The organism is Bradyrhizobium sp. KZN70725 (assembly GCF_055264925.1).
This window is the reverse complement of sequence record NZ_JBUYWT010000047.1, coordinates 15,286-35,538: the sequence shown is the minus strand read 5'-3', so window position 1 is coordinate 35,538 and position 20,253 is coordinate 15,286. Positions and strand designations below refer to the sequence as shown.

General features: G+C 65.6%; 24 protein-coding genes. 15 read left to right on the top strand and 9 right to left on the bottom strand.

Annotation, left to right across the window (positions count from 1 at the left end; genetic code table 11):
- Positions 1–51 precede the first annotated feature (51 nt).
- The gene (locus tag ACZBJS_RS31965; RefSeq protein WP_057016069.1) at positions 52–1,422 is read left to right on the top strand and encodes a glutamate--cysteine ligase; all 1,371 of its coding nucleotides are present in this window, start codon (positions 52–54) and stop codon (positions 1,420–1,422) included.
- Positions 1,423–1,565: 143 nt separating this feature from the next.
- Positions 1,566–2,120 carry a PAN domain-containing protein gene (locus ACZBJS_RS31960; protein WP_076832364.1) on the top strand — a complete coding sequence of 185 codons (555 nt, stop codon included), beginning with the start codon at positions 1,566–1,568 and terminating at the stop codon, positions 2,118–2,120.
- Positions 2,121–2,223: 103 nt separating this feature from the next.
- Here the strand turns inward: ACZBJS_RS31960 and ACZBJS_RS31955 are convergent, their stop codons facing one another.
- From ACZBJS_RS31955 to ACZBJS_RS31935, 5 genes are all read right to left on the bottom strand, one after another.
- Positions 2,224–2,790 (bottom strand): nucleotidyltransferase family protein, encoded by a 567-nt coding sequence (locus ACZBJS_RS31955; RefSeq protein ID WP_316398150.1) that lies wholly within the window; start codon positions 2,788–2,790, stop codon positions 2,224–2,226.
- On the bottom strand, positions 2,787–3,134 hold the full coding sequence (locus ACZBJS_RS31950; RefSeq protein ID WP_316398149.1) for an MmcQ/YjbR family DNA-binding protein: 348 nt from the start codon (positions 3,132–3,134) through the stop codon (positions 2,787–2,789). Before ACZBJS_RS31950 ends, ACZBJS_RS31955 begins: the two co-directional genes overlap by 4 nt.
- A gap of 108 nt (positions 3,135–3,242) precedes the next feature.
- A complete protein-coding gene (gene lepB / locus ACZBJS_RS31945) occupies positions 3,243–4,013 on the bottom strand; it encodes a signal peptidase I (protein ID WP_316398148.1) in 771 nt (256 codons plus the stop codon).
- The gene (gene tldD / locus ACZBJS_RS31940; protein ID WP_028334625.1) at positions 4,013–5,437 is read right to left on the bottom strand and encodes a metalloprotease TldD; all 1,425 of its coding nucleotides are present in this window, start codon (positions 5,435–5,437) and stop codon (positions 4,013–4,015) included. The genes lepB and tldD overlap by 1 nt, the downstream gene beginning before the upstream one ends.
- A 273-nt stretch (positions 5,438–5,710) precedes the next feature.
- A complete protein-coding gene (locus ACZBJS_RS31935) occupies positions 5,711–6,166 on the bottom strand; it encodes a winged helix-turn-helix transcriptional regulator (protein ID WP_083715159.1) in 456 nt (151 codons plus the stop codon).
- Between the two features lie 132 nt (positions 6,167–6,298).
- On the opposite strand from ACZBJS_RS31935, the gene ACZBJS_RS31930 reads away from it, so the two are divergent.
- Genes ACZBJS_RS31930 through ACZBJS_RS31920 form a run of 3 tightly spaced genes read left to right on the top strand, consistent with a single transcriptional unit; the run spans position 6,299 to position 7,840 of the window.
- Positions 6,299–6,691 carry a DoxX family protein gene (locus ACZBJS_RS31930; protein WP_057016074.1) on the top strand — a complete coding sequence of 131 codons (393 nt, stop codon included), beginning with the start codon at positions 6,299–6,301 and terminating at the stop codon, positions 6,689–6,691.
- Between the two features lie 10 nt (positions 6,692–6,701).
- A complete protein-coding gene (locus tag ACZBJS_RS31925) occupies positions 6,702–7,205 on the top strand; it encodes a DsrE family protein (RefSeq protein WP_316398147.1) in 504 nt (167 codons plus the stop codon).
- A 35-nt stretch (positions 7,206–7,240) separates the two neighbouring features.
- The gene (locus ACZBJS_RS31920; protein ID WP_210262973.1) at positions 7,241–7,840 is read left to right on the top strand and encodes a TlpA family protein disulfide reductase; all 600 of its coding nucleotides are present in this window, start codon (positions 7,241–7,243) and stop codon (positions 7,838–7,840) included.
- Between the two features lie 118 nt (positions 7,841–7,958).
- Here ACZBJS_RS31920 and ACZBJS_RS31915 read toward each other — a convergent pair whose 3' ends face one another.
- Complete coding sequence (locus ACZBJS_RS31915; RefSeq protein ID WP_076832351.1) at positions 7,959–8,507, bottom strand: invasion associated locus B family protein; 549 nt, start codon at positions 8,505–8,507, stop codon at positions 7,959–7,961.
- Positions 8,483–8,821, bottom strand: coding sequence for a hypothetical protein (locus ACZBJS_RS31910; protein ID WP_316398146.1), 339 nt, complete (start codon positions 8,819–8,821; stop codon positions 8,483–8,485). The genes ACZBJS_RS31915 and ACZBJS_RS31910 overlap by 25 nt, the downstream gene beginning before the upstream one ends.
- A gap of 282 nt (positions 8,822–9,103) precedes the next feature.
- Between ACZBJS_RS31910 and coxB the strand changes: the two genes are divergently transcribed.
- From coxB to ACZBJS_RS31865, 9 genes are all read left to right on the top strand, one after another.
- Positions 9,104–9,943: a cytochrome c oxidase subunit II gene (gene coxB, locus ACZBJS_RS31905; protein ID WP_026191935.1), complete on the top strand. Its 840-nt coding sequence runs from the start codon at positions 9,104–9,106 to the stop codon at positions 9,941–9,943.
- A gap of 81 nt (positions 9,944–10,024) precedes the next feature.
- Positions 10,025–11,641 (top strand): cytochrome c oxidase subunit I, encoded by a 1,617-nt coding sequence (ctaD, locus tag ACZBJS_RS31900; RefSeq protein WP_057016079.1) that lies wholly within the window; start codon positions 10,025–10,027, stop codon positions 11,639–11,641.
- 64 nt (positions 11,642–11,705) lie between these two features.
- Positions 11,706–12,644 carry a heme o synthase gene (locus ACZBJS_RS31895; protein ID WP_316398145.1) on the top strand — a complete coding sequence of 313 codons (939 nt, stop codon included), beginning with the start codon at positions 11,706–11,708 and terminating at the stop codon, positions 12,642–12,644.
- A gap of 37 nt (positions 12,645–12,681) precedes the next feature.
- Positions 12,682–12,846, top strand: coding sequence for a hypothetical protein (locus ACZBJS_RS31890; RefSeq protein ID WP_028334632.1), 165 nt, complete (start codon positions 12,682–12,684; stop codon positions 12,844–12,846).
- A 5-nt stretch (positions 12,847–12,851) separates the two neighbouring features.
- A complete protein-coding gene (locus ACZBJS_RS31885) occupies positions 12,852–13,481 on the top strand; it encodes a cytochrome c oxidase assembly protein (RefSeq protein WP_057016082.1) in 630 nt (209 codons plus the stop codon).
- Positions 13,482–13,536: 55 nt separating this feature from the next.
- Entirely contained in the window at positions 13,537–14,433 is an 897-nt protein-coding gene (locus ACZBJS_RS31880; protein WP_057016083.1) for a cytochrome c oxidase subunit 3, read from the top strand.
- Between the two features lie 203 nt (positions 14,434–14,636).
- Positions 14,637–15,023 (top strand): DUF983 domain-containing protein, encoded by a 387-nt coding sequence (locus ACZBJS_RS31875; protein WP_026191934.1) that lies wholly within the window; start codon positions 14,637–14,639, stop codon positions 15,021–15,023.
- Entirely contained in the window at positions 15,020–15,790 is a 771-nt protein-coding gene (locus ACZBJS_RS31870) for an SURF1 family protein (protein WP_316398144.1), read from the top strand. The genes ACZBJS_RS31875 and ACZBJS_RS31870 overlap by 4 nt, the downstream gene beginning before the upstream one ends.
- Positions 15,791–15,850: 60 nt before the next feature.
- Complete coding sequence (locus ACZBJS_RS31865) at positions 15,851–16,402, top strand: GrpB family protein (protein WP_316398143.1); 552 nt, start codon at positions 15,851–15,853, stop codon at positions 16,400–16,402.
- A 54-nt stretch (positions 16,403–16,456) separates the two neighbouring features.
- Here ACZBJS_RS31865 and ACZBJS_RS31860 read toward each other — a convergent pair whose 3' ends face one another.
- Both ACZBJS_RS31860 and ACZBJS_RS31855 read right to left on the bottom strand, forming a co-directional pair.
- Positions 16,457–18,055 (bottom strand): DHA2 family efflux MFS transporter permease subunit, encoded by a 1,599-nt coding sequence (locus ACZBJS_RS31860; RefSeq protein WP_316398142.1) that lies wholly within the window; start codon positions 18,053–18,055, stop codon positions 16,457–16,459.
- Entirely contained in the window at positions 18,055–19,326 is a 1,272-nt protein-coding gene (locus ACZBJS_RS31855; protein WP_410469797.1) for an HlyD family secretion protein, read from the bottom strand. The genes ACZBJS_RS31860 and ACZBJS_RS31855 overlap by 1 nt, the downstream gene beginning before the upstream one ends.
- A 204-nt stretch (positions 19,327–19,530) precedes the next feature.
- On the opposite strand from ACZBJS_RS31855, the gene ACZBJS_RS31850 reads away from it, so the two are divergent.
- Positions 19,531–20,247, top strand: coding sequence for a TetR/AcrR family transcriptional regulator (locus tag ACZBJS_RS31850; RefSeq protein ID WP_076832338.1), 717 nt, complete (start codon positions 19,531–19,533; stop codon positions 20,245–20,247).
- The last annotated feature ends 6 nt before the right edge of the window (positions 20,248–20,253 follow it).

Sequence of the window (20,253 nt, the reverse complement as noted above, 5' to 3'; positions counted from 1 at the left end):
GTCCCTGCCACCGCGCGCCTTCGATCGAAGCGCCCTTGAGTTGGATTATCTATGGCGCGTGACCAGATCGACATGACGCCGCTGCAGTCGCGCGACGAACTCGTGGCGTGGCTTGAAGCCGGAGTGAAGCCTGAGTCCGAATTCCGGATCGGCACCGAGCACGAGAAGACTCCGTTCACGCTCGAGGGCCATCAGCCCGTGCCCTATGAAGGCGCCAAGGGCATCGGCGCGCTGCTCGAGGGCATGAAGCTCTTGCTCGGCTGGGAGCCGATCATGGAGCGCGGCAACATCATCGGCCTCTATGACGTCACCGGCGGCGGCGCGATCTCGCTCGAGCCGGGCGGGCAGTTCGAATTGTCGGGCGCGCCGGTCGAAACCGTGCATCAGACCCAGTCGGAATTGATGGCGCATCTGGCACAGGTGCGGGAGATCGCAACCCCGCTCGGCATCGGCTTCCTCGGCCTCGGCATGACGCCGTCCTGGTCGCGCGCGCAGATCCCCGTGATGCCCAAGGGGCGTTACAAGATCATGCGAAACTACATGCCGAAGGTCGGCAAATACGGCCTCGACATGATGTTCCGGACCTGCACGGTACAGACCAATCTCGACTTCTCCTCCGAAGCCGACATGGTGAAGAAGCTGCGGGTGTCGCTGGCGCTGCAGCCGATCGCGACCGCCTTGTTCGCCAATTCGCCGTTCACCGAAGGCAAGCCCAACGGCTTCCTGTCGTTCCGTTCCGAGATCTGGCGTGACACCGACAATGCGCGCAGCGGCATGGTGCCGTTCGCGTTCGAGGACGGCATGGGCTTCGAGCGCTATGTCGATTACGCGCTCGACGTTCCGATGTATTTCGTCAAGCGCGGCGAGGAATATATCGACGTCTCCGGCTCCTCGTTCCGGGATTTCTTCGCCGGCAAGAATGCCGCCTTCCCGGGCGAGCGCCCGACCTTGTCGGACTGGGCCAATCATCTCTCGACGATCTTCCCCGAGGTGCGGTTGAAGCGTTACCTCGAAATGCGCGGCGCCGACGGCGTACCGTGGGGCCGGCTGCCGGCGCTGCCGGCGTTCTGGGTCGGGCTGCTCTACGACAATGACAGCCTCGATGCCGCCTGGGACATCGTCCGCCACTGGACCGCGCCGGAGCGGCAGGCCCTGCGTGACGACGTGCCGCGTTTCGGCTTCAAGTCGCGGATCAAGGACCGCTATCTGTTCGAGATCGCCAAGGAGTGCCTGATCCTGTCGCATGCCGGATTGCGGCGGCGCGGCCGGATCGATCATCTCGGACGCGACGAGAGCCGCTTCCTCGAACCGCTCGAGCGTATCATCGAGGCCGGCCGTTCGCCGGCGGAGGAGATGCTGGAGAAGTTCAACGGTCCCTGGAACGGCTCGGTGGAACCGGCCTATCAGGAATACGCCTTCTAATCCCCGCTTGGATCCGATCCGGGCGTGAGGCGCGCGCGAACGGCGGTGGTGTCGCACCCGCCGTTCATCCGCCGTACAGGTTCATGGCGTTCAAATGACGCCCCGCTAAACGCGCGGGGCTGCGCGAATTTGAAAGCAATCTCATGGGGATAGGCCGCCACTTTAGGGCGTGTGTGGTGATGTTTGCGGTCCTTGCGGCCGCGGTCGTCGCGCGCCCGGCATTGGCGCAGACCAATTTCGACCGCCCCGGCGGCGACTATCTCAACGCGCCGGTGACGACGGGCGATCCGGCCGATTGCGCGCTGACCTGCGAGCGTGACCGCCGTTGCCGCGCCTGGAGCTTCAACTATCCGACCGACGCCAATAATGGGGCGGTGTGCTGGCTGAAGAGCACCGTGCCGCCACGGGTGCAGAACGTCTGCTGCGTCTCCGGGGTGCGCGGCGCGGGTGTGGTCGAACCGCGCAACGGCGCCATCGAAACCTCGATCGACCGGCTCGGCGGCGACTACAAGAATTTCGAACTGAAGAGCAGCGACGGCGACGAGGCCTGTCAGGCCGCCTGCACCGCCGACAACAAGTGCCGCGCATGGACTTACGCCCGGCCCGGCTATGCCGGCCGCGACGCGCATTGCTTCCTGAAGAAAGAGATCAAGCCGCCGCGCCGCAAGGCGGGGTTCACGTCGGGCGTGGTGCGGTGAATCCGTAGCCCGGATGGAGCGAAGCGTAATCCGGGACCGCGCTCACCGTGGATGGGCCTGCCCCGGATTTCGCTGCGCTTCATCCGGGCTACGCGACGACGGGCTACTCCGCCCCCAGCACCGTGATCTCGGGCCAGAGCGCCTTCCAGCGCGCCGCCTTCGTCGCATAGTTCGCCGGCGAAAAGTTCGCGGTCCGGTTCGGCCGCACGATCATGCCGGCGACATCGTCGAAACCGTTCGGCGCATAGACGTCATAGCCGCGCGTGGTGCGGCGGATGCCGATCTGCGTGTTTTCGGTGAGGAAGCGATCGACGCCGTCGGTCGAACGCGACAGCGCCGGGTAGGGCAGGCCGTGCTTGTCGGGATACCAGAGATGGACGCGGGCCTGGTTGCGCACCTCGATCGCGACACCGAGATGGCCAAGTCGTGCCTTGAGTTCGCGGATCACCGCGTCCTCGGCCTCCCATGAGGTATCGGGATCGAAATAGAAGATGTCGTGGTCGCTGATGCCATGATCGAGCGGCCGGCTGGTCAGCACGTTCCACACGGTCTGCACCAGGCAGCCGGCGACCAGCCACGCATCGGGCAAGCCGAGGCGGTACAACTCGTCGGTGATGGCTTGATTGGCCGGATTGCGCAGCGTGGCTGCGAGGAATTCGTCCTGCGTCACGACGAGGCGGTCGCGTCGTAGTCCCGGACCGCCTTCTTCGATGCCAGCGCGCGCCAGTGCCGGCGCAGCAACGGCTCGACGGTGGCGCGTTTGGCCTTGGACAGGCGGATCAGCACGGTCGGATAATCGCGGTAGTGATCGGTGAAGTAAAACACTTTGGGCTGATGCTCGACCAGCATGTCGCGCTCATCCGGCGGGACGCCCGGCATCACCAGGCTGTCGCCGTCCTCCTTGAGCCGCACCAGCATCTTGTTGCGCACCTTCAGCGCCGGCGTGCCGTAGGAAGAGCCGTCCTCGACCTCCGGCCACGCCAGCGCGATGTGCCTGATGTCGTCGAAGGTCACGACTATCATCCCGCAAGGAATGTAGCCCGGATGGAGCGAAGCGAAATCCGGGACATCTTGCCGAGTGGGAGATCCCGGATTGCGCAGCGCTCCATCCGGGCTACGCGTCTACTGCACCGAGGTGAAGAAGCGCGCGAGGCGGAAGCCTGAGAGCCAGGTCCAGACCGGCTGGCTGCGGATGCCGAGGTCCCAGGAGCCGACCACGGCGTCGGCGCGGCCGATCAGATTGTCGATCGGCAAGAGGCCGACGCCGCCGTCGCGCACCGGCACGCGGCTATCGGCGGAATTGTCCCGGTTGTCGCCGAGCACGAACAGTTTGCCCGGCGGCACCGTCACCTCTTGGGTGTTGTCGAGCCGGCCGTTGTCGCGAATCTTGAAGATCGCGTGGTTGACGCCGTTCGGCAGCGCCTCGATATAGCGATACGCCTCCTCGCCGCCGCCGCGATCGTCTTCGGCGAAGCCGGTGCCGTCGGGCTTCAGCGTCGCCGCATGATCGTTGATGAAGAGCTGACCCTGCCGCATCTGGATGCGGTCGCCGGGCAGCCCGACCACGCGCTTGACCCAGGCCTGCGAGCGGTCGCCCGGCCAGCGGAACACGACGACGTCGCCGCGCTTCGGCGTCTCGCCGAACACGCGGCCGGTTTCAGGCAGCGTGATCTGGATCGGCAGCGAGGCCGCGCCGTAGCCATAGGGATATTTCGAGGCGACCAGCGCGTCGCCGATCAGCAGCGTCGGCTCCATCGATCCCGACGGCACGTAGAACGGCTCGGCGATCGCGCCCTTGGCGAGGAACACGACGGCCACGATCGCGGCCAGTTGCACGGCCTGCCCGCGCCAGCTGGTCGGCTTGGCCGTCACGACTTCGTTTCCGCTGCTCACTAGCCCGTTCCTCCGACCGTAATCCGTTCCATCCTGAGCGTCGGTTGGCCAACGCCGACCGGCACGCCCTGGCCGTTCTTGCCGCAGGTGCCGATTCCCGTATCCAGCGCAAGATCGTTGCCGATCATGGTGATCCTGTGGAGATCGGTCGGTCCGTTGCCGATCAGCATGGCGCCCTTCAGCGGCGCGCCGAGCTTGCCGTTCTCGATCTTGTAGGCCTCGGTGCACTGGAACACGTATTTGCCCGAGGTGATGTCGACCTGGCCGCCGCCGAAATTGGCGGCGTACATGCCGTTCTTCACCGAGGCGATGATCTCGGCCGGGTCGCGGTCGCCCGACAGCATGTAGGTGTTGGTCATGCGCGGCATCGGCACATGGGCATAGCTCTGCCGACGACCGTTGCCGGTCGGCTTCATGCCCATCAGCCGGGCGTTCTGGCGGTCCTGCATGTAGCCGACCAGAATGCCGTCCTCGATCAGCACGGTGCGGTTGGTCGGCGTGCCCTCGTCGTCGATCGAGAGCGAGCCGCGGCGCGAGGCCATGGTGCCATCGTCGACCACGGTGACGCCCTTGGCGGCGACCTGCTGGCCCATCAGGCCGGCAAAGGCGGAGGTCTGCTTGCGGTTGAAGTCGCCCTCGAGCCCGTGGCCGACGGCCTCATGCAGCATCACGCCGGGCCAGCCGGCGCCGAGCACCACGTCCATCTCGCCGGCGGGCGCCGGCACCGATTCGAGATTGACCAGCGCCTCGCGCAGCGCGCCGTCGGCGGCGTCGCGCCAGGCCTTGGTCTCGATGAAGCGGGCATAGCCCTCGCGGCCGCCATAGCCCTTGCTGCCGCTCTCCTGGCGGTCGCCCTGGCCGGCGACGACGGAGATGTTGACGCGCACCAGCGGGCGGATGTCGCGATAGCTCTCGCCGTCGGGCCGCAGGATCTCGACCACCTGCCAGGTCGCGGTGAGGCTGGCCGAGACCTGACGCACCCGCGGGTCCTTGTCCCTGACATAGGCGTCGATCTCGCCGAGCAGCTTGACCTTGGCCTCGAACGCCGGGCCGTCCAGCGGGTTCTCGTCGCCATAGAGCTTGATGTTGGTGTGGGCGGGCGCCGCGGCGAAAGTGCCGGCATAGCCGCCGCGCACGGCCGCGACCGCATCCGCGGCGCGGATCAGCGCCGGGATCGAGACGTCGGAGGAATGCGCATAGCCGACCGCGTCGTCCTTGACCGCGCGCAGGCCGAAGCCCTGCGAGGTGTCATAGGTCGCCTGCTTCAGCCTTCCGTTGTCGAACACCAGCGCCTCGGTCTGCCCGAACTCCAGGAACAGCTCGCCGTCGTCGGCGCCTTCAAGGCCGCGGGACACCTCGCGGCGGACAGCATCGCGGTCTAGATTGGCGCGGTCGAGCAGGGAGGTCGTGGCGGGATTGGTCATGGTCACTCCGACGCAATGCGATTGCTTGGCGATTCCTCGTCATCCTTGCCTGAAGCGCAACTGATTGCCAGTGGGGAACCCGGAAGCCAAGGATTTCGGGGGATTGAAGCAGAGACGAGCGGAAAACTCATCTTACAACCCGGAAACCTGTACCGGTCCCGGTTCAGGCCCGGACGGCGATCATCAAAGATAGTGGTTGGGGTGGCAAACCGGGAGTGCCTGCGGCTATGCGGTCGATCACAGTGCCCCGTCGGGCTCGTCACCTTGTCGTCATCACCTTGAGCGCCGATCCGCCTTCCGCGGCTGGCTTTCGCGCTCGGCTGCATCGGCCGATTGCGGCTTCGGCTGCGCGGTGCCTTGTGCCGAGGTCGGAAAGCCATGCTCCTGCGCCCACCGGTACAGCTCGTCGAACACCGGCTTGAGCGCCTTGGCGGACGGCGTCATCTCGTACTCAACCCGAGGCGGCACCTCGGGATAGACCGTGCGCTTGACGAGACCGTTGGCCTCGAGATCGCGCAGCTGCGTGGTCAGCATGTGCTGGGTTACGCCGGGGATCGACTGGCGCAGCTCGCCGAATCGCCGCTTGCGCTCGACCAATTGCCAGAGGATGTCGCCCTTCCATTTCCCGGCCAGCACCGACAGCGCGCGATGAAATTGCGCGGACAGGTCGCCGTTGCACGGCTCGGACGCCACCGGAGGCTCGGCGGGCTCAATAGTCAGTTTTTTCATACTACCTCACAAAAAGCATCCTACTTGTTCTTTTCATCTTACTCCCGAATTTAGACCACCGAAAGCCGCGGGCCAGCCGCCGATCGGTCGGGTGGCCGCGGTCCGGCCTTACGAACAACTCGGGAGTCATCAATGTCAGTTGCAGTTGCCGCGGCGCCGTCGCGCTGGAAATCCGTCAGCCTCTGGGTCGTCAGGGGACTGCTCGCTTTGGCCTTTGCCGCCGCTGGCGCCGCCAAGCTCTACGGTGTGCCTATGCTGGTCGAGGAATTCGAGCATATTGGGCTCGGTCAGTGGTTCCGCTATTTCACCGGATCGCTGGAGCTGCTCGGCGCGGTCCTGATCCTGCTGCCCCCGGTCGCGGCGTTCGGCGGCGTGCTGCTGAGCTGCATCATGGTCGGCGCCACCATCACGCATCTGTTCGTGATCGGCGGCTCGCCGGTGCCCGCCCTCGTGCTGCTGACATTGAGTGTGATCGTCGCCTACGCCAAGCGTAGCCAGTTCGCCCTGCTCGCGAGCGCGCCGTGAGGCGAGCGCGATGCGCATCTCTCGCCGCACGCTGACGGTCGTGACCGGGCTGGTGCTGGCCTTCGCGGTGCCGTTCGCCGCGACAATGCTGCTCACCGGTTCGGTCGCGGCGGTCTCGAAGCCCGAGCCGAAGAAGCCCGAGCCGCGCGTGCACCACGTTGTGCTGCCGATCAACAGCGACGACCCGACCACGATGCGGGCGCTGATCTCGACCGCGCTCAACGTCCCGAAATATTATCGGGAGCGCAACGAGCCGTTCGAGATCGAGGTCGTCGCCTACAATGCTGGCGTCCACATGCTGCGCGCCGATACCTCGCCGGTGAAGGATCTGCTGCGGGTGGTGCGGGGGCTCACGCCCGACATCCGCTTGGTTGTCTGCGAAGCCACCAAGCTCGGCATGGAGCGCGCCGAGGGACATCCGCTGGTGCTGCTCGATCATGTCGACCTGGTGCCGAACGGGCCCGGGCGCATCATCGAATTGCAGGAAGCCGGCTGGTCCTACATCCGGTCCTGAGCGATGTGGCCATCAAGCCAAGCGGAGAACTTGTCATGACGTCAGCTCACGCACCGACGCGCCGCGCGGTCGTTGCCGGCATGATTGGCGCCGGCGCCTCGCTCGCAATGCCCACCGGAGCTGCGCGCGCAGCGTCGGGACCGCCGCAATTCGGCACCATCCGGCATCAGTTCACGCAGGTCGAAGGCGCCCGCCCGGTGCCGCCGGTCGCGATCCCGGCGCTCGCCGGCGGCGCGCTCGATCTCACGGCGTTCAAAGGCAAGATGGTGCTGGTGAACTTCTGGGCCACCTGGTGCGCGGCGTGCCGGACCGAGCTGCCGATGCTGGACCGCCTTGCCGCCAGCGGCCGTCGCGATCTCGTGGTCGTCGCTATCAGCACCGATCGCAACCGCGCGCCGGTCGCGCCCTACGTCAAGCAGCTCAAGCTGCGCCACCTCGCGATCGGCTTCGATCCCGGTGGTCTCGTCTCGCGCGTCGACGCCGCCGAGGTCGATACGCCGTTCGCGCTCTACGGCATGCCGATCTCATTTTTGATCGGCATCACCGGGCAGGTCGAAGGCTACATGACGGGTGAGGCGGACTGGCTGTCCACGGAGGCGATCGCGTTGTTCGACTATTACGCCGGCGTCCGTTGAGATGGCGTAGCCCGGATGAAGCGCAGCGCAATCCGGGACTGGTCAATCCGCGATGATGGCGGCCCCGGATTGCGCTGCGCTCCATCCGGGCTACGCTTTCCTGTGCCGCTCGGCGCCGCTAGGGCAATTTGTCATACCCCTCCGCCAGGCCATTCAGGCTGAGCGGAAAGCCAATCCCTTCCTCGGGCGTCTCGAAGATGATGAAGGTCGCGGTCTTGGCGTTCTTGAGCTGGCCGAGCAGCTTGTCGTCCATCACGACCTCGGCGACGCAGCCATTGGGCAGGCATCTGACGAAACCGGCGCGGCCGACGTCCTGATTGTCGAGCTTGAGGCCGAGGCCGGAGGGCAGCAGCACGCCGAGCGGCGCGACCACGCGCATCAGGCGGCTCTTCTGGTCGGCGGTCTTCAGCACGATCACGGTCAGGCCGGCATTGGAGCGGTCTTCCGCTACCACGCTCTGGATCAGCGCGCATTGCTCGGCCTGGGCGCCGGGCGGAGTGTCGCAGCGGATCTGCCAGTCGCCGTGGACCGAGCGCACCGCGCCTTGCGCGTTCGCCGGCTGGGTCAGGCCAAGAGAAAGGCCAAGAGAAAGGCCGAGGCAGAGGGCCAGAATCGCGAGGCCGCCGAGCCGGCTGGCCATCGTCAAACGAATGTTCGAAGCGCCCATCCGGGTCGATCCTTATAGATGTTCGGTAGATGTTCGGTCGGTCCGGCCGTCCGGCCGCCGGTAGCACGCGCGCCACGATGCGCTTCCCGGAAGCGAATCATGATCTCATCTTCTTGTTTGAGCATGATCTTTCGGAAAACCGGTTTCCACTTTTCCGGATCATGCTCAGGCGTCGACTGATACCGCAATGACGGCGCCTTGAAGGCGATCGTGAAGCCATTCTCGCGCCGGATTGGGGCAGCCCGCAGCGAATCAGGTTCCTGTGCGCTGCCCTGTCTGTGGGTACATCCGGTAATCCCCCTGTCAAGCGGCATGGACAATTGGTCCAAGTGCTTTCGCTTGATTTTGCGGGAAAAATCGCAAGCGGCAGCTTCATCGCAGGCGCATGGCTTTCGGCCCCACTACTGCATTGCGAGCGCCGGAGAATTATGGTTTGAGAGGCTGGATTTCGACGCGTTCTAGCGATCTGGCTCCCGTACCCACCTTGACTCAGAGACGGGTATGTCCGGAAGGCCGTTTGTCAGGGCGGATCGTGCTGCATTTTCGGCCACATGCCGGGGGTGCTTTGGGGAATAATGCAAGGGAGCGCGAGCGGCATGAAGATGTCGATTGGCCGGTTGGGCAGGCAATTGCTGGGGTTGGCGGTGGCGGGTGTGGCGTCTGTCGCCGCGGGATCGGCCTTCGCCGAAATGGGGCAGCCGGCGCCGTGGGAGCACACGCTGCAGGAAGGCGTGACCCCGGTGATGGAAAACATCATCTGGTTTCACAATTTCCTGCTGGTACTGATCACCCTGATCACGCTGTTCGTGCTCGCGTTGCTCATCATCGTGGTGGTGAAGTTCAACGCCAGGGCCAACCCGGTCCCCTCCAGGACCACCCACAACACGCTGATCGAGGTGGCCTGGACGCTGATCCCGGTGCTGATCCTGGTCGGCATCGCGGTGCCGTCGTTCCGCCTGCTGTTCCTGGAGCTCGACGTGCCGAAGCCGGATCTCACGGTGAAGGTCACCGGCAAGCAGTGGTACTGGTCCTACGCCTATCCGGATAACGGCAAGTTCGAGTTCGACTCGCTGCTCGACAAGGACAAGCAGCCGCGCCTGCTCGGCGTCGACAACGAGATGGTGGTCCCGGTCAACAAGGTAGTGCGGATCCAGACCACCGGCGCCGACGTGATCCACTCCTTCGCGGTGCCGGCCTTCGGCGTGAAGATCGACTCGATCCCCGGCCGCCTCAACGAGAGCTGGTTCAAGGCCACCAAGACCGGCGTGTTCTACGGCCAGTGCTCGGAACTGTGCGGCAAGGACCATGCCTTCATGCCGATCGCGGTCAGGGTCGTGAGCGACCAGGAATTCGCGACCTGGGTCGAAGGCGCGAAGAAGAAGTTTGCGACCAACCCGGCGAATTCCTACGCCTCGGCTGGTCAGGCGGCGCAGTAAGCCTCACGGCTTACGGCGCGGATGGAATAAGGGCGACGGGACCGCAAGGTCCAAGAGGGACTGCAAGGCAGGATTTTGAACATGGCGACAGGCGCAGCGACACACGACGATCACGCCCATGACGATCACGCCCACCATCCGACCGGATGGCGGCGTTATCTCTACTCCACGAACCACAAGGACATCGGTACGATGTACCTGATCTTTGCGGTGATCGCGGGCATCATCGGCGCGGCGATGTCGATCGCGATCCGTGCCGAGTTGATGTATCCGGGCGTCCAGATATTCCACGAGACGCACACCTATAACGTGTTCGTGACCTCGCACGGCCTGATCATGATCTTCTTCATGGTCATGCCGGCGATGATCGGCGGCTTCGGCAACTGGATGGTGCCGCTGATGATCGGCGCGCCGGACATGGCGTTCCCGCGCATGAACAACATCTCGTTCTGGCTGCTGCCGGCCTCGTTCGCGCTGCTGGTGATGTCCACCTTCGTCGAGGGTGAGCCGGGCGCCAACGGCGTCGGCGCGGGCTGGACCATGTATGCGCCACTGTCGACCTCGGGCCATCCGGGACCGGCGGTCGATTTCGCGATTCTCTCGCTCCATCTCGCGGGTGCCTCGTCGATCCTCGGCGCCATCAACTTCATCACCACGATCTTCAACATGCGCGCGCCGGGCATGACCCTGCACAAGATGCCGCTGTTCGTGTGGTCGATCCTGGTCACCGTGTTCCTGCTGCTGCTGTCGCTGCCGGTGCTCGCCGGTGCGATCACCATGCTGCTGACCGACCGCAATTTCGGCACCACCTTCTTTGCGGCTGACGGCGGCGGCGACCCGGTGCTGTTCCAGCATCTGTTCTGGTTCTTCGGTCACCCCGAAGTGTACATCCTGATCCTGCCCGCCTTCGGCATGATCAGCCAGATCGTCTCCACCTTCTCGCGCAAGCCCGTGTTCGGCTATCTCGGCATGGCCTACGCCATGGTGGCGATCGGCGGCATCGGCTTCGTGGTGTGGGCGCACCACATGTACACCGTCGGCATGTCCTCGGCGACGCAGGCCTATTTCGTCGCCGCCACGATGGTGATCGCGGTGCCGACCGGCGTGAAGATCTTCTCGTGGATCGCCACGATGTGGGGCGGCTCGATCGAGTTCAAGGCGCCGATGATCTGGGCGATCGGCTTCATCTTCCTGTTCACCGTCGGCGGCGTCACCGGCGTCGTGCTGGCCAATGCCGGCGTCGACCGCGTGCTGCAGGACACCTACTACGTGGTGGCGCACTTCCACTACGTGCTGTCGCTCGGCGCCGTGTTCGGCATCTTCGCCGGCTGGTACTACTGGTTCCCGAAGATGTTCGGCTACATGTACTCGGAGCGGATCGCCAAGGCGCACTTCTGGTTTACCTTCGTCGGCGTCAACCTGGTGTTCTTCCCGCAGCACTTCCTCGGCCTGTCGGGCATGCCGCGCCGTTATGTCGACTATCCGGATGCGTTCGCCGGCTGGAACCTGATCTCCTCCTGGGGCTCGTACATCTCCGGCATCGGCGTCCTGATCTTCATCTACGGCGTGATCGATGCCTTCGTCCGCAAGGAGCAGGCCGCGAACAATCCGTGGGGCGCCGGTGCGACCACGCTGGAGTGGACGCTGACCTCGCCGCCGCCATTCCACCAGTTCGAAGTGCTGCCCCGCGTGCAGTAAGTCCACGACAACGCGGCGCACTTTAAGGGTGCGCCGCGCCTTTTGAGAGAAGCGAGACCTGATCTTGTCGGTTGTCGATCACAACGCCATCGAGCTGCCCCGGATCTCCGAGGCCGAAGTGGGCGACTACATCGCGCTGTTGAAGCCGCGCGTGATGTCGCTGGTGATCTTCACCGCGCTGGTCGGGCTGATGATCGCGCCGGTGCACGTGCATCCGGTGCTGGTATTCACCTCGATCCTGTGCATCGCGGTTGGCGCCGGCGCCTCCGGCGCGCTCAACATGGCCTATGAGGGCGACGTCGACGCGCTGATGACGCGCACCGCCAACCGGCCGATTCCGCGCGGCCGCATCACGCAGACCGAGGCGGCCGCGTTCGGCATCACGCTCGCCTTCTTCTCGGTGATGACACTCGGCATTCTGGTCAACTGGGTGGCGGGTGCGCTGCTTGCCTTCACCATCTTCTTCTATGCCGTGGTCTACACGATGTGGCTGAAGCGCTGGACCGCGCAGAACATCGTGATCGGCGGCGCCGCCGGTGCCTTGCCGCCGGTGGTGGCTTGGGCCGCCGCGACCGGATCGCTCTCGGTCGAGCCGATCCTCTTGTTCCTGATCATCTTCTTCTGGACTCCGCCGCACTTCTGGGCGCTGGCGCTGTTCCGCAGCGACGACTATGCCCGCGCCGGCATCCCGATGCTGCCGGTCGTCGCCGGTCCCGACGCGACCCGGCTGCAGATTCTGCTCTACACCATCGTGCTGGTCGCGATCGCGATGGCGCCGTGGCCGCTCGGCTATTTCGACGCGATCTACGGCGTCACCTCGCTGGTGCTCGGCGCCGGCATGCTGTGGCTGGCCATCGAAGTCTATCGCCGCCGCGAGGGTACGGCTGCCAACCGCGCCACGCGCCGGCTGTTTGCCTTCTCGATCCTCTATCTGTTCGCGCTGTTTGCCGTCCTCCTCGCCGAGGTCGTGGTCCGCGCGATTGCGCCTGTCTTCATCGGATAGGGAGCCGGGGGGCGAGATGGGGGCGCATGGGATATCAATGGACGAGAAACGCGAACCAGAAGGCATCGTCCTCACCGAGGCGCAGCTCAAGAGCCGCCGCCAGCGCTCGATCGCCATCGCGCTCGCGCTCGGCATCCTGGTCGTGCTGTTCTTCGCCGTCACCCTCGTCAAGGGGCCGGCCGTGCTGGTGCGGCCGCTGTGAGTGAGATGGCCAACCAGGGACCGCAGCAGGGTGAGGGCGCCAAGGTCACGCGCCGCACGCTGACGCGCGACGCCGTGGTTGCCTCGATCTGCGGCTTCGTCGTGGTGCTGATGGTCGGCGCGTCCTACGCCGCCGTGCCGTTCTACAACTGGTTCTGCCGCACCACCGGCTTCAACGGCACCACCCAGGTCGCGACCTCGGTGCCTTCGGATGCGCCGCTCGCGCGGACCATTTCGGTCAGCTTCGATTCCAACGTCGCGCCGGGCCTGCCCTGGAAGTTCGAGCCGGAGCAGAACACGATCGACGTCAAGATCGGCCAGGTGGTCACGGTCTACTACACCGTCACCAACCAGTCGGCGCGCACCACCACCGGCCAGGCGTCCTACAATGTCGCGCCGCTGACGGTCGGCGCCTATTTCCAGAAGATCAACTGCTTCTGCTTCACCGAACAGACCATGGCGCCGGGCGAAAAGCGCGAGATGGCCGTGGTGTTCTATGTCGATCCGGCGCTGGCCAAGGACAGCGAGAACGACACGCTGAAGACGATCACCCTGTCCTACACCTTCTTCCCCGTGCGCGACGCCGCGCCGAAGCCCGTGGCGGCGGGCGAGGCGGAACAGCGCAAGGGCGGCTAGTTTTGGAATTTAAGATTTAAGACGTGCCTTGCGGCACGCGAATGGAGAGACGGCAATGGCTGAGGCGCAAGTCAAGCATCACGACTATCATCTCGTCGACCCGAGCCCGTGGCCGGTGGTCGGCTCGATCTCGGCCTTCATCATGGCGTTCGGCGCGATCGGCTGGATGCACCACATGTTCTCCGCCGCCCCGATCGTGTTCGGCGTCGGCACCATCGGCGTGCTCTACACGATGGCGAGCTGGTGGGGCGACGTGATCAAGGAAGCCCAGTACAAGGGCGACCACACCCGCGTGGTGCAGATCAGCCACCGCTACGGCATGATCCTGTTCATCGCCTCCGAGGTGATGTTCTTCGTTGCCTGGTTCTGGGCCTTCTTCAATGCGGCGCTGTTCCCGGCTGACGCGGTGCATGCCACCCGCGATGCGGTGTTCGGCTGCGGCGCCGGCACGGCGATGGGCGCCTGCTCCGTTCCCGGTACCTGGCCGCCGCACGGCATCGAGACCTTCGATCCCTGGCATCTGCCGCTGCTCAACACGCTGCTGCTCCTGACCTCCGGCACCACGGTCACTTGGGCGCACCATGCGCTGCTCGAGAACGACCGCCAGGGCCTCAAGCAGGGCCTGATCCTCACCGTGATCCTCGGCGCTCTCTTCACCTGCGTGCAGGCCTATGAGTACGCCCATGCGACGTTCTCGTTCGGCGGCAACGTCTATGGCGCGACCTTCTTCATGGCGACCGGGTTCCACGGTTTCCACGTGCTGGTCGGCACCATCTTCCTGCTGGTCTGCCTGATCCGCGCCTATGCCGGCCACTTCACGCCGAAGCAGCACCTCGGCTTCGAGTTTGCCGCCTGGTACTGGCACTTCGTCGACGTGGTCTGGCTGTTCCTGTTCATCTGCATCTACGTCTGGGGCCATGGCGCCGAGACGATGGCCCACGGCGCACACTAATTGCCGGCCGACGTGCTAAGAGGGGGCGGCCGAATGGCCGCCCCTTTTTGTTTCCCTTCTCCCCTTGTGGGAGAAGGTGGTGCGGATGTAATCCGCGCCGGATGAGGGGTCTCCATCCGCGGAGACAGACCCCTCACCCGGCTACATCTCGCTCCGCTCGATTTCGCCACCCTCTCCCACAAGGGGAGAGGGGAAGGAGCCAAATGACCGATACCCCGCCGACCGTCACTGAGAGCGCATTGCGCGGCATCGCCTGCCGCTGCCCGCGCTGCGGCAAGGGCAAGCTCTATTCCGGCTTCCTGACGCTGGCGCCGCGCTGCCAGGCCTGCGGCCTCGACTTCGCCTTCATCGATTCCGGCGACGGGCCGGCGATCTTCGTGATCATGCTGGCCGGCGCCATCGTGGTCGCGGCGGCGCTGATCGTCGAGGTGAAGTACCAGCCGCCGTTCTGGGTGCATGCCGCGCTGTGGCTGCCATTGATCCTGGTTACCACGATCCTGCCGCTACGATCGATGAAGGCACTTCTGATCGCGCTGCAATTCCACCACAAGGCCGCCGAAGGCCAATTGATCGAGCGCGACCCGAAATGAATGATGTGACGACGCGCCGGCCGAGCGCGGCCGGCTTCGGCATTTTCACGTTGATCCTGATCGCGGTGTTTATCGCCCTCGGTTTCTGGCAATTGCAGCGCCGGGTCGAGAAGCACGCGCTGATCGCAGCGCTCGAGGCGCGGCTGGCCGCGCCGACCGAGGCGCTGCCGCCGCCGTCGGCATGGCCGACGCTGACCTCCGCCAAGGATGAATTCCGCCGCGTGACCCTGACCGCGACCTATGCGAAGCAGCCTGACGCGATGGTGTTCAGCTCCGGCTCCGCCGTGCGCGACGACATTTCGGGTCCCGGCACCTGGGCGTTGCTGCCGGCGAAGCTCGCCAGCGGCGAGACCGTCGTGATCAACACCGGCTTTGTCCAGAACACGATGCAGGATCGTGCCTTCGAGGACCGCGTCGTCGGCCGCCTCGTCACCGGCGCGCCGGTTGAGCTCACGGGCTATATCCGCTTTCCCGAGCCACCGGGCCGGCTGACGCCGAAGGAAGATATCTCGAAGCGGCTGTGGTTCGTGCGCGACCATCGCGCGATGGCGCAGGCGCTCGGCTGGGGCCAGGTCGCACCGATCTATATCGACCTCGAGGCGCCGGTGCCCGACAGCGGCACGCCGAAGCCCGGACCGCTCAAGGTGCGGCTCAAGGACGACCACATGCAGTACGCCATCACGTGGTTCTCGCTGGCCGCTGCGGTCACGATCGCCTTCGGCCTGTGGTGGCGCGGCCACCGGCAGCGTGCCTCTGGTCGAACCTAGCCCCATCATGGTTTGATTGACTCGCGAAGGGGACTTCGCGGCAAGCAATCAGGGTGTGCCATGGAGAAATACGGCGCCGGGCCAATCGTTGTCCTGGACTATGACCCCAACTGGCCAGCCATGTTCGAGACGGAGCGCGCGAGGATCGCGCACGCGCTCGGCTCGCAGGCCCTGGCCATCGAGCATGTCGGCAGCACCGCGGTTCCGGGCTTGGCGTCGAAGCCGATCATCGACCTGATGGTCGGTGTCCCCAGCCTCGCGGAGGCACGGGAGCGCTGCATCGAGCCGATCGAGGCGCTCGGTTGCACCTACATACCGGAATACGCGGCGTGGCTGCCTGGCGAGTTGTTCTTCCGCAAGGGTCCTCCGGGGCCGTGGACCCATCATCTGCATGTGATGGAGCCATCCAATCCGCGCTGGGAAACGCTGCTGGTGTTTCGCGACTATCTTCGCGCGCACCCCGAGGTGTCCCGTGCCTACGCCGAGATCAAGCAGGCCCTTGCTGCCTCCTCGAGAGAGGACATCGCGGCCTATCGCAACGGCAAAACGCGTTTCGTCGAGGAGACGACCGCGAAGGCCCGCGCGTGGCGCGCGAACCTGTCCGGTCGATAGCGCGGCCGCGCCACGCTTGCATTCTGCCGTAACGCATCCATGCCCGCGCCGGGATCAATGACCCATGGGGGCGGAGCCGCCGAGCTTGACCTTGCGCAAGGTCAGCGCCAGCGGGATCGCCGACAGCGAGATAAGCATCAGGACCCAGAACGCATCCATGTAGGACAGGAACGAGGCCTGGGTCTGCACCTGCTGTCCGATCCACTGGATCGCCTGACTGTGCGCCTGCGCCAGCGAACTGCCCTGGGCGACGAAGAAGTCGGTGACCTGGTGCAGCGTGTCCTGGTATTGCGGGCTCGACGGCGTCACCTGCTCGACCAGCCGGCTCTGGTGGAATTGCTGGCGATGCGTCAGCACGTTGGACACGATCGAGACGCCGATCGAGCCGCCGGTGTTGCGCGCCGCGTTGATCAGCGCGGAGGCCTGGTCGGTCTTCCCAGCGGGAATGCCGTCATAGGACGCCGCCATGATCGGCACGAAGATCAGCGGCAGGCCGACGCCGATCAGCATGCGCGAGCGCGCCATGAACCAGAAGCCGAGATCGCCGTAGACGTTGGTCATGCTGTACATCGAGGTGGCGATCACCAGCGCGCCGGCAACGATCAGGTATTTCGGCTGCACCCTGGCGGCGAGCCGGCCGACCGCGAACATCATCATCATGGTGACGACGCCGCCGGGCGAGAGCACGAGGCCGGCCCAGGTCGCGGTGTAGCCGAAATCCTGCTGCACCAGTTGCGGCAAGAATTGCGTGGTGGCGAGCAGGATGGCGCCGGTTGCCAGCATCACCAGGAAGCAGGCGCCGAACTGCCGGGTTGCGACCATGCGCAGGTCGATCATCGGATTGCGCCGGGTCATCTCCCACGGGATCATCAGCACGAACGCCGCGGCGCAGATCGCTGCAAAGGCGATGATGAAGGGCGAGGCGAACCAGTCGTCCTCGAGGCCGCGGTCGAGCACCACCTCGAGCGCGCCGAGGAAGGTCGCGACCAGCCCGAAGCCGATGAAGTCGAACCTGTTGTCCTGGGGCTGCGCTCCCTTGGCTTTCGCGGTCGCGGGCTCCTGCAGCACGGTCGCGATCAGCGCGATCGCGAACACGCCGACCGGCGCGTTGATCAGGAAGCACCAGTGCCAGGAGAGGTTGTCGGACAGCCAGCCGCCGAGCGTCGGCCCGACCACCGGCGCCACCACGACGGCAATGCCGAACACCGCGAACGCCTGCCCGCGCTTGGCCGGCGGGAAGGCGTCGGCGAGAATCGATTGCGCAACCGGCACCATGCCGCCGCCGCCGAGACCCTGCAGGATACGGAACAGCAGCAGCGCGTTCAGATTGGGTGCAAAACCGCACAGGATCGAGCTGACCGTGAAGATGCCGAGGCAGATCAGGAAGAAGGTCTTGCGCCCGAGCGTGCGGGCGAGAAAGCCGGAGGCGGTCAGGATGATGGCGTTGGACACCAGATAGGTGGTGACCACCCAGGAGGCCTCGTCCTCGCTCACGCCCATGCCGCCGGCGATATAGGGCAGCGCGACGTTGGCGATGGTGGTGTCGAGCACCTCCATGAAGCTCGCGAGCGCGACCACGATGGCGATCAGCCAGGGATTGACGGTGACGCTCGGAGCCGGAATGCCTTTGGCATCGATGGCGGCGACACTCATCACAGCCTCCCGAGGCTCGACTTCTCAAGGCGCTCGAACAGGGACGGCGCGGGATTGATCCGCACCGTCGGCACCACGGACATGCCCGGGCCGAGCGCGACGTCGGCCGGCGGGTTGTCCATCACGATCTTCACCGGCACGCGCTGCACGATCTTGACGTAGTTGCCGGTGGCGTTCTGCGCCGGCAGCAGCGAGAATGCGGTGCCGGAGCCCGGCTGCACGCTCTCGACATGGCCCTGGATGGTGCGTCCGGGATAGGCGTCGATCTTCATCGTCACCTTCTCGCCCGGCCGCATCTTGTCGAGCTGGATCTCCTTGAAGTTCGCGGTGACCCAGGTCTGGTCGGGCACGAACATCGTGAGGTTGGTGCCGGCCTGCGCGAACTGGCCGACCGCGGCCGACAGGCTGACGACGCGGCCCGTCTGGGCGGCGGTGACCGTCGTATAGGACAGATTGAGCTTGGCCTGGTCGCGTTGCGCCTCGGCCTGGGCGAGGTTGGCGACCGCGCTCTTGCGCTGCGCCTTCAGCGACTCGACCTGGCGCTGCGCGAGGTTGAGCGTCGCCTGCGCGCTCAACAGCGCAGCCTGCTGCTGATGCAGCTGCGAGGTGAACTGCTCGGAATTCTGCACGGTGCCGTAGCCGGATTGCTCCAGATGCTGGTAGCGCGTCGCCTGCTGCTGGGCGAACACCAGCGCCGCCTGCGCCTGGTCGACCTGCGCCTGGTTGGCAGCAATCTGCGCCTGCTGCACGTCGAGCTGCGCATCGACATTCTCGATGCTGGCGCGCACGGCAGCGACCTGCGCCTCGGCCTGCGCCAGCGCGACGCGATAGTCGCGGTCGTCGAGCCGGGCGATCACGTCGCCGGCCGCGACATGCTGGTTGTCGGTGACCGGGACGGCTGTGATGTAGCCGGAGACCTTCGGCGCCAGCGCCGACTGACGCGCGGCGATGAAGGCGTCGTCGGTGGATTCGAAATGCGCGCTGTAGTCCATGTAGAGATAGCCGCCGCCAATGGCTGCGGCGAGCAGCACGGCGCCGATCGCGGAGACGACCGGACGGCGGCGGAGAAAGCTGGGCCGTGCTGCCTTGCCGATGACCCCCAGCGGGATTGTTGCCGGCGGGGCGGGCTGCTTGCCCGCGGGATGCTCCTGCGCCGGAGCTCGTGCGGTGACCGAGGGCCGGTCAGGCTCATGGGAGGCCGGAGCCGAGGACGCCCCCTCGATACCCTCATGCCCCGGTTGGTCGCGCTCCAAAACAGTGTCTTCAAACATGATGGCGGCTCCTGCTGTCAGGCGAGGTCTGCAAGGCCTTCGCCAAAAGGAACGAAACCGTTCCGTTCTATGCGGCAAATAGTCCCGCCGCAGTGCGTCGTCAATAGAAACGGAACTGTATCGTTCTATTTACAACCAGATGTGATAAGGCTATATTGCCTGATATTGCCGGCCTGACCGGCCCATCGAACCCGGGTCGATGCGATGACCACCAGCACCCTGAAGAAGCCGCGCGTACCGAAAACCAGGCCGGTCGAGGTGCGCGCCGGCCGGCCGCCGAAGGAACTCGCCGGCGAGGTTGATGCGCGGATTCTCGATGCCGCGCGCCAGGTCTTCCTGCAGCGCGGGTTCGAGGGCGCGAGCATCGACGAGATCGCGGAAGTCGCGCGCTCCGGCAAGCGGACGATTTATGCGCGCTTCCGCGACAAGCGGGCGCTGTTCACGGAAGTGGTGACGCGGGACATCCTGGCACGCATCGCCGAGTTCAAGGCCGATCCGCCGGTCGGCGCGACCATCGAGGAGCGCCTCACCAGCGTTGCCTCGACCCTGTTGCATTGGGGCTTCGATGCCGACCGGATCGGCCTGATGCGGCTCGCCATCGCGGAAGCGCACCGCTTCCCGGATCTCGCCGCCAACGTCAACCGCAGGGCGCGCGCGCTCAGCACCGAGCTCGGCATTCACCTGCTGCGCGACCTGACGCAATCCGACCAGCTCGGCAAGCTGCCGGCCTTCGCGCCCGAACACCTGCCGACCACGGCGCGGATGTTCCTCGACATCATCGCGGTGCCGATGCTGCTCCGGGCGCTGTTTGAGGTCGACCTGAAGGCGCTCGATCCCGAGATCGACGCCCATGTCGCGCGCGGCGTCGCGTTTTTCGTTGCTGCATGCCGGACCGGCTGGGTGGAGAATCCCAAGCCATAGGCGCGC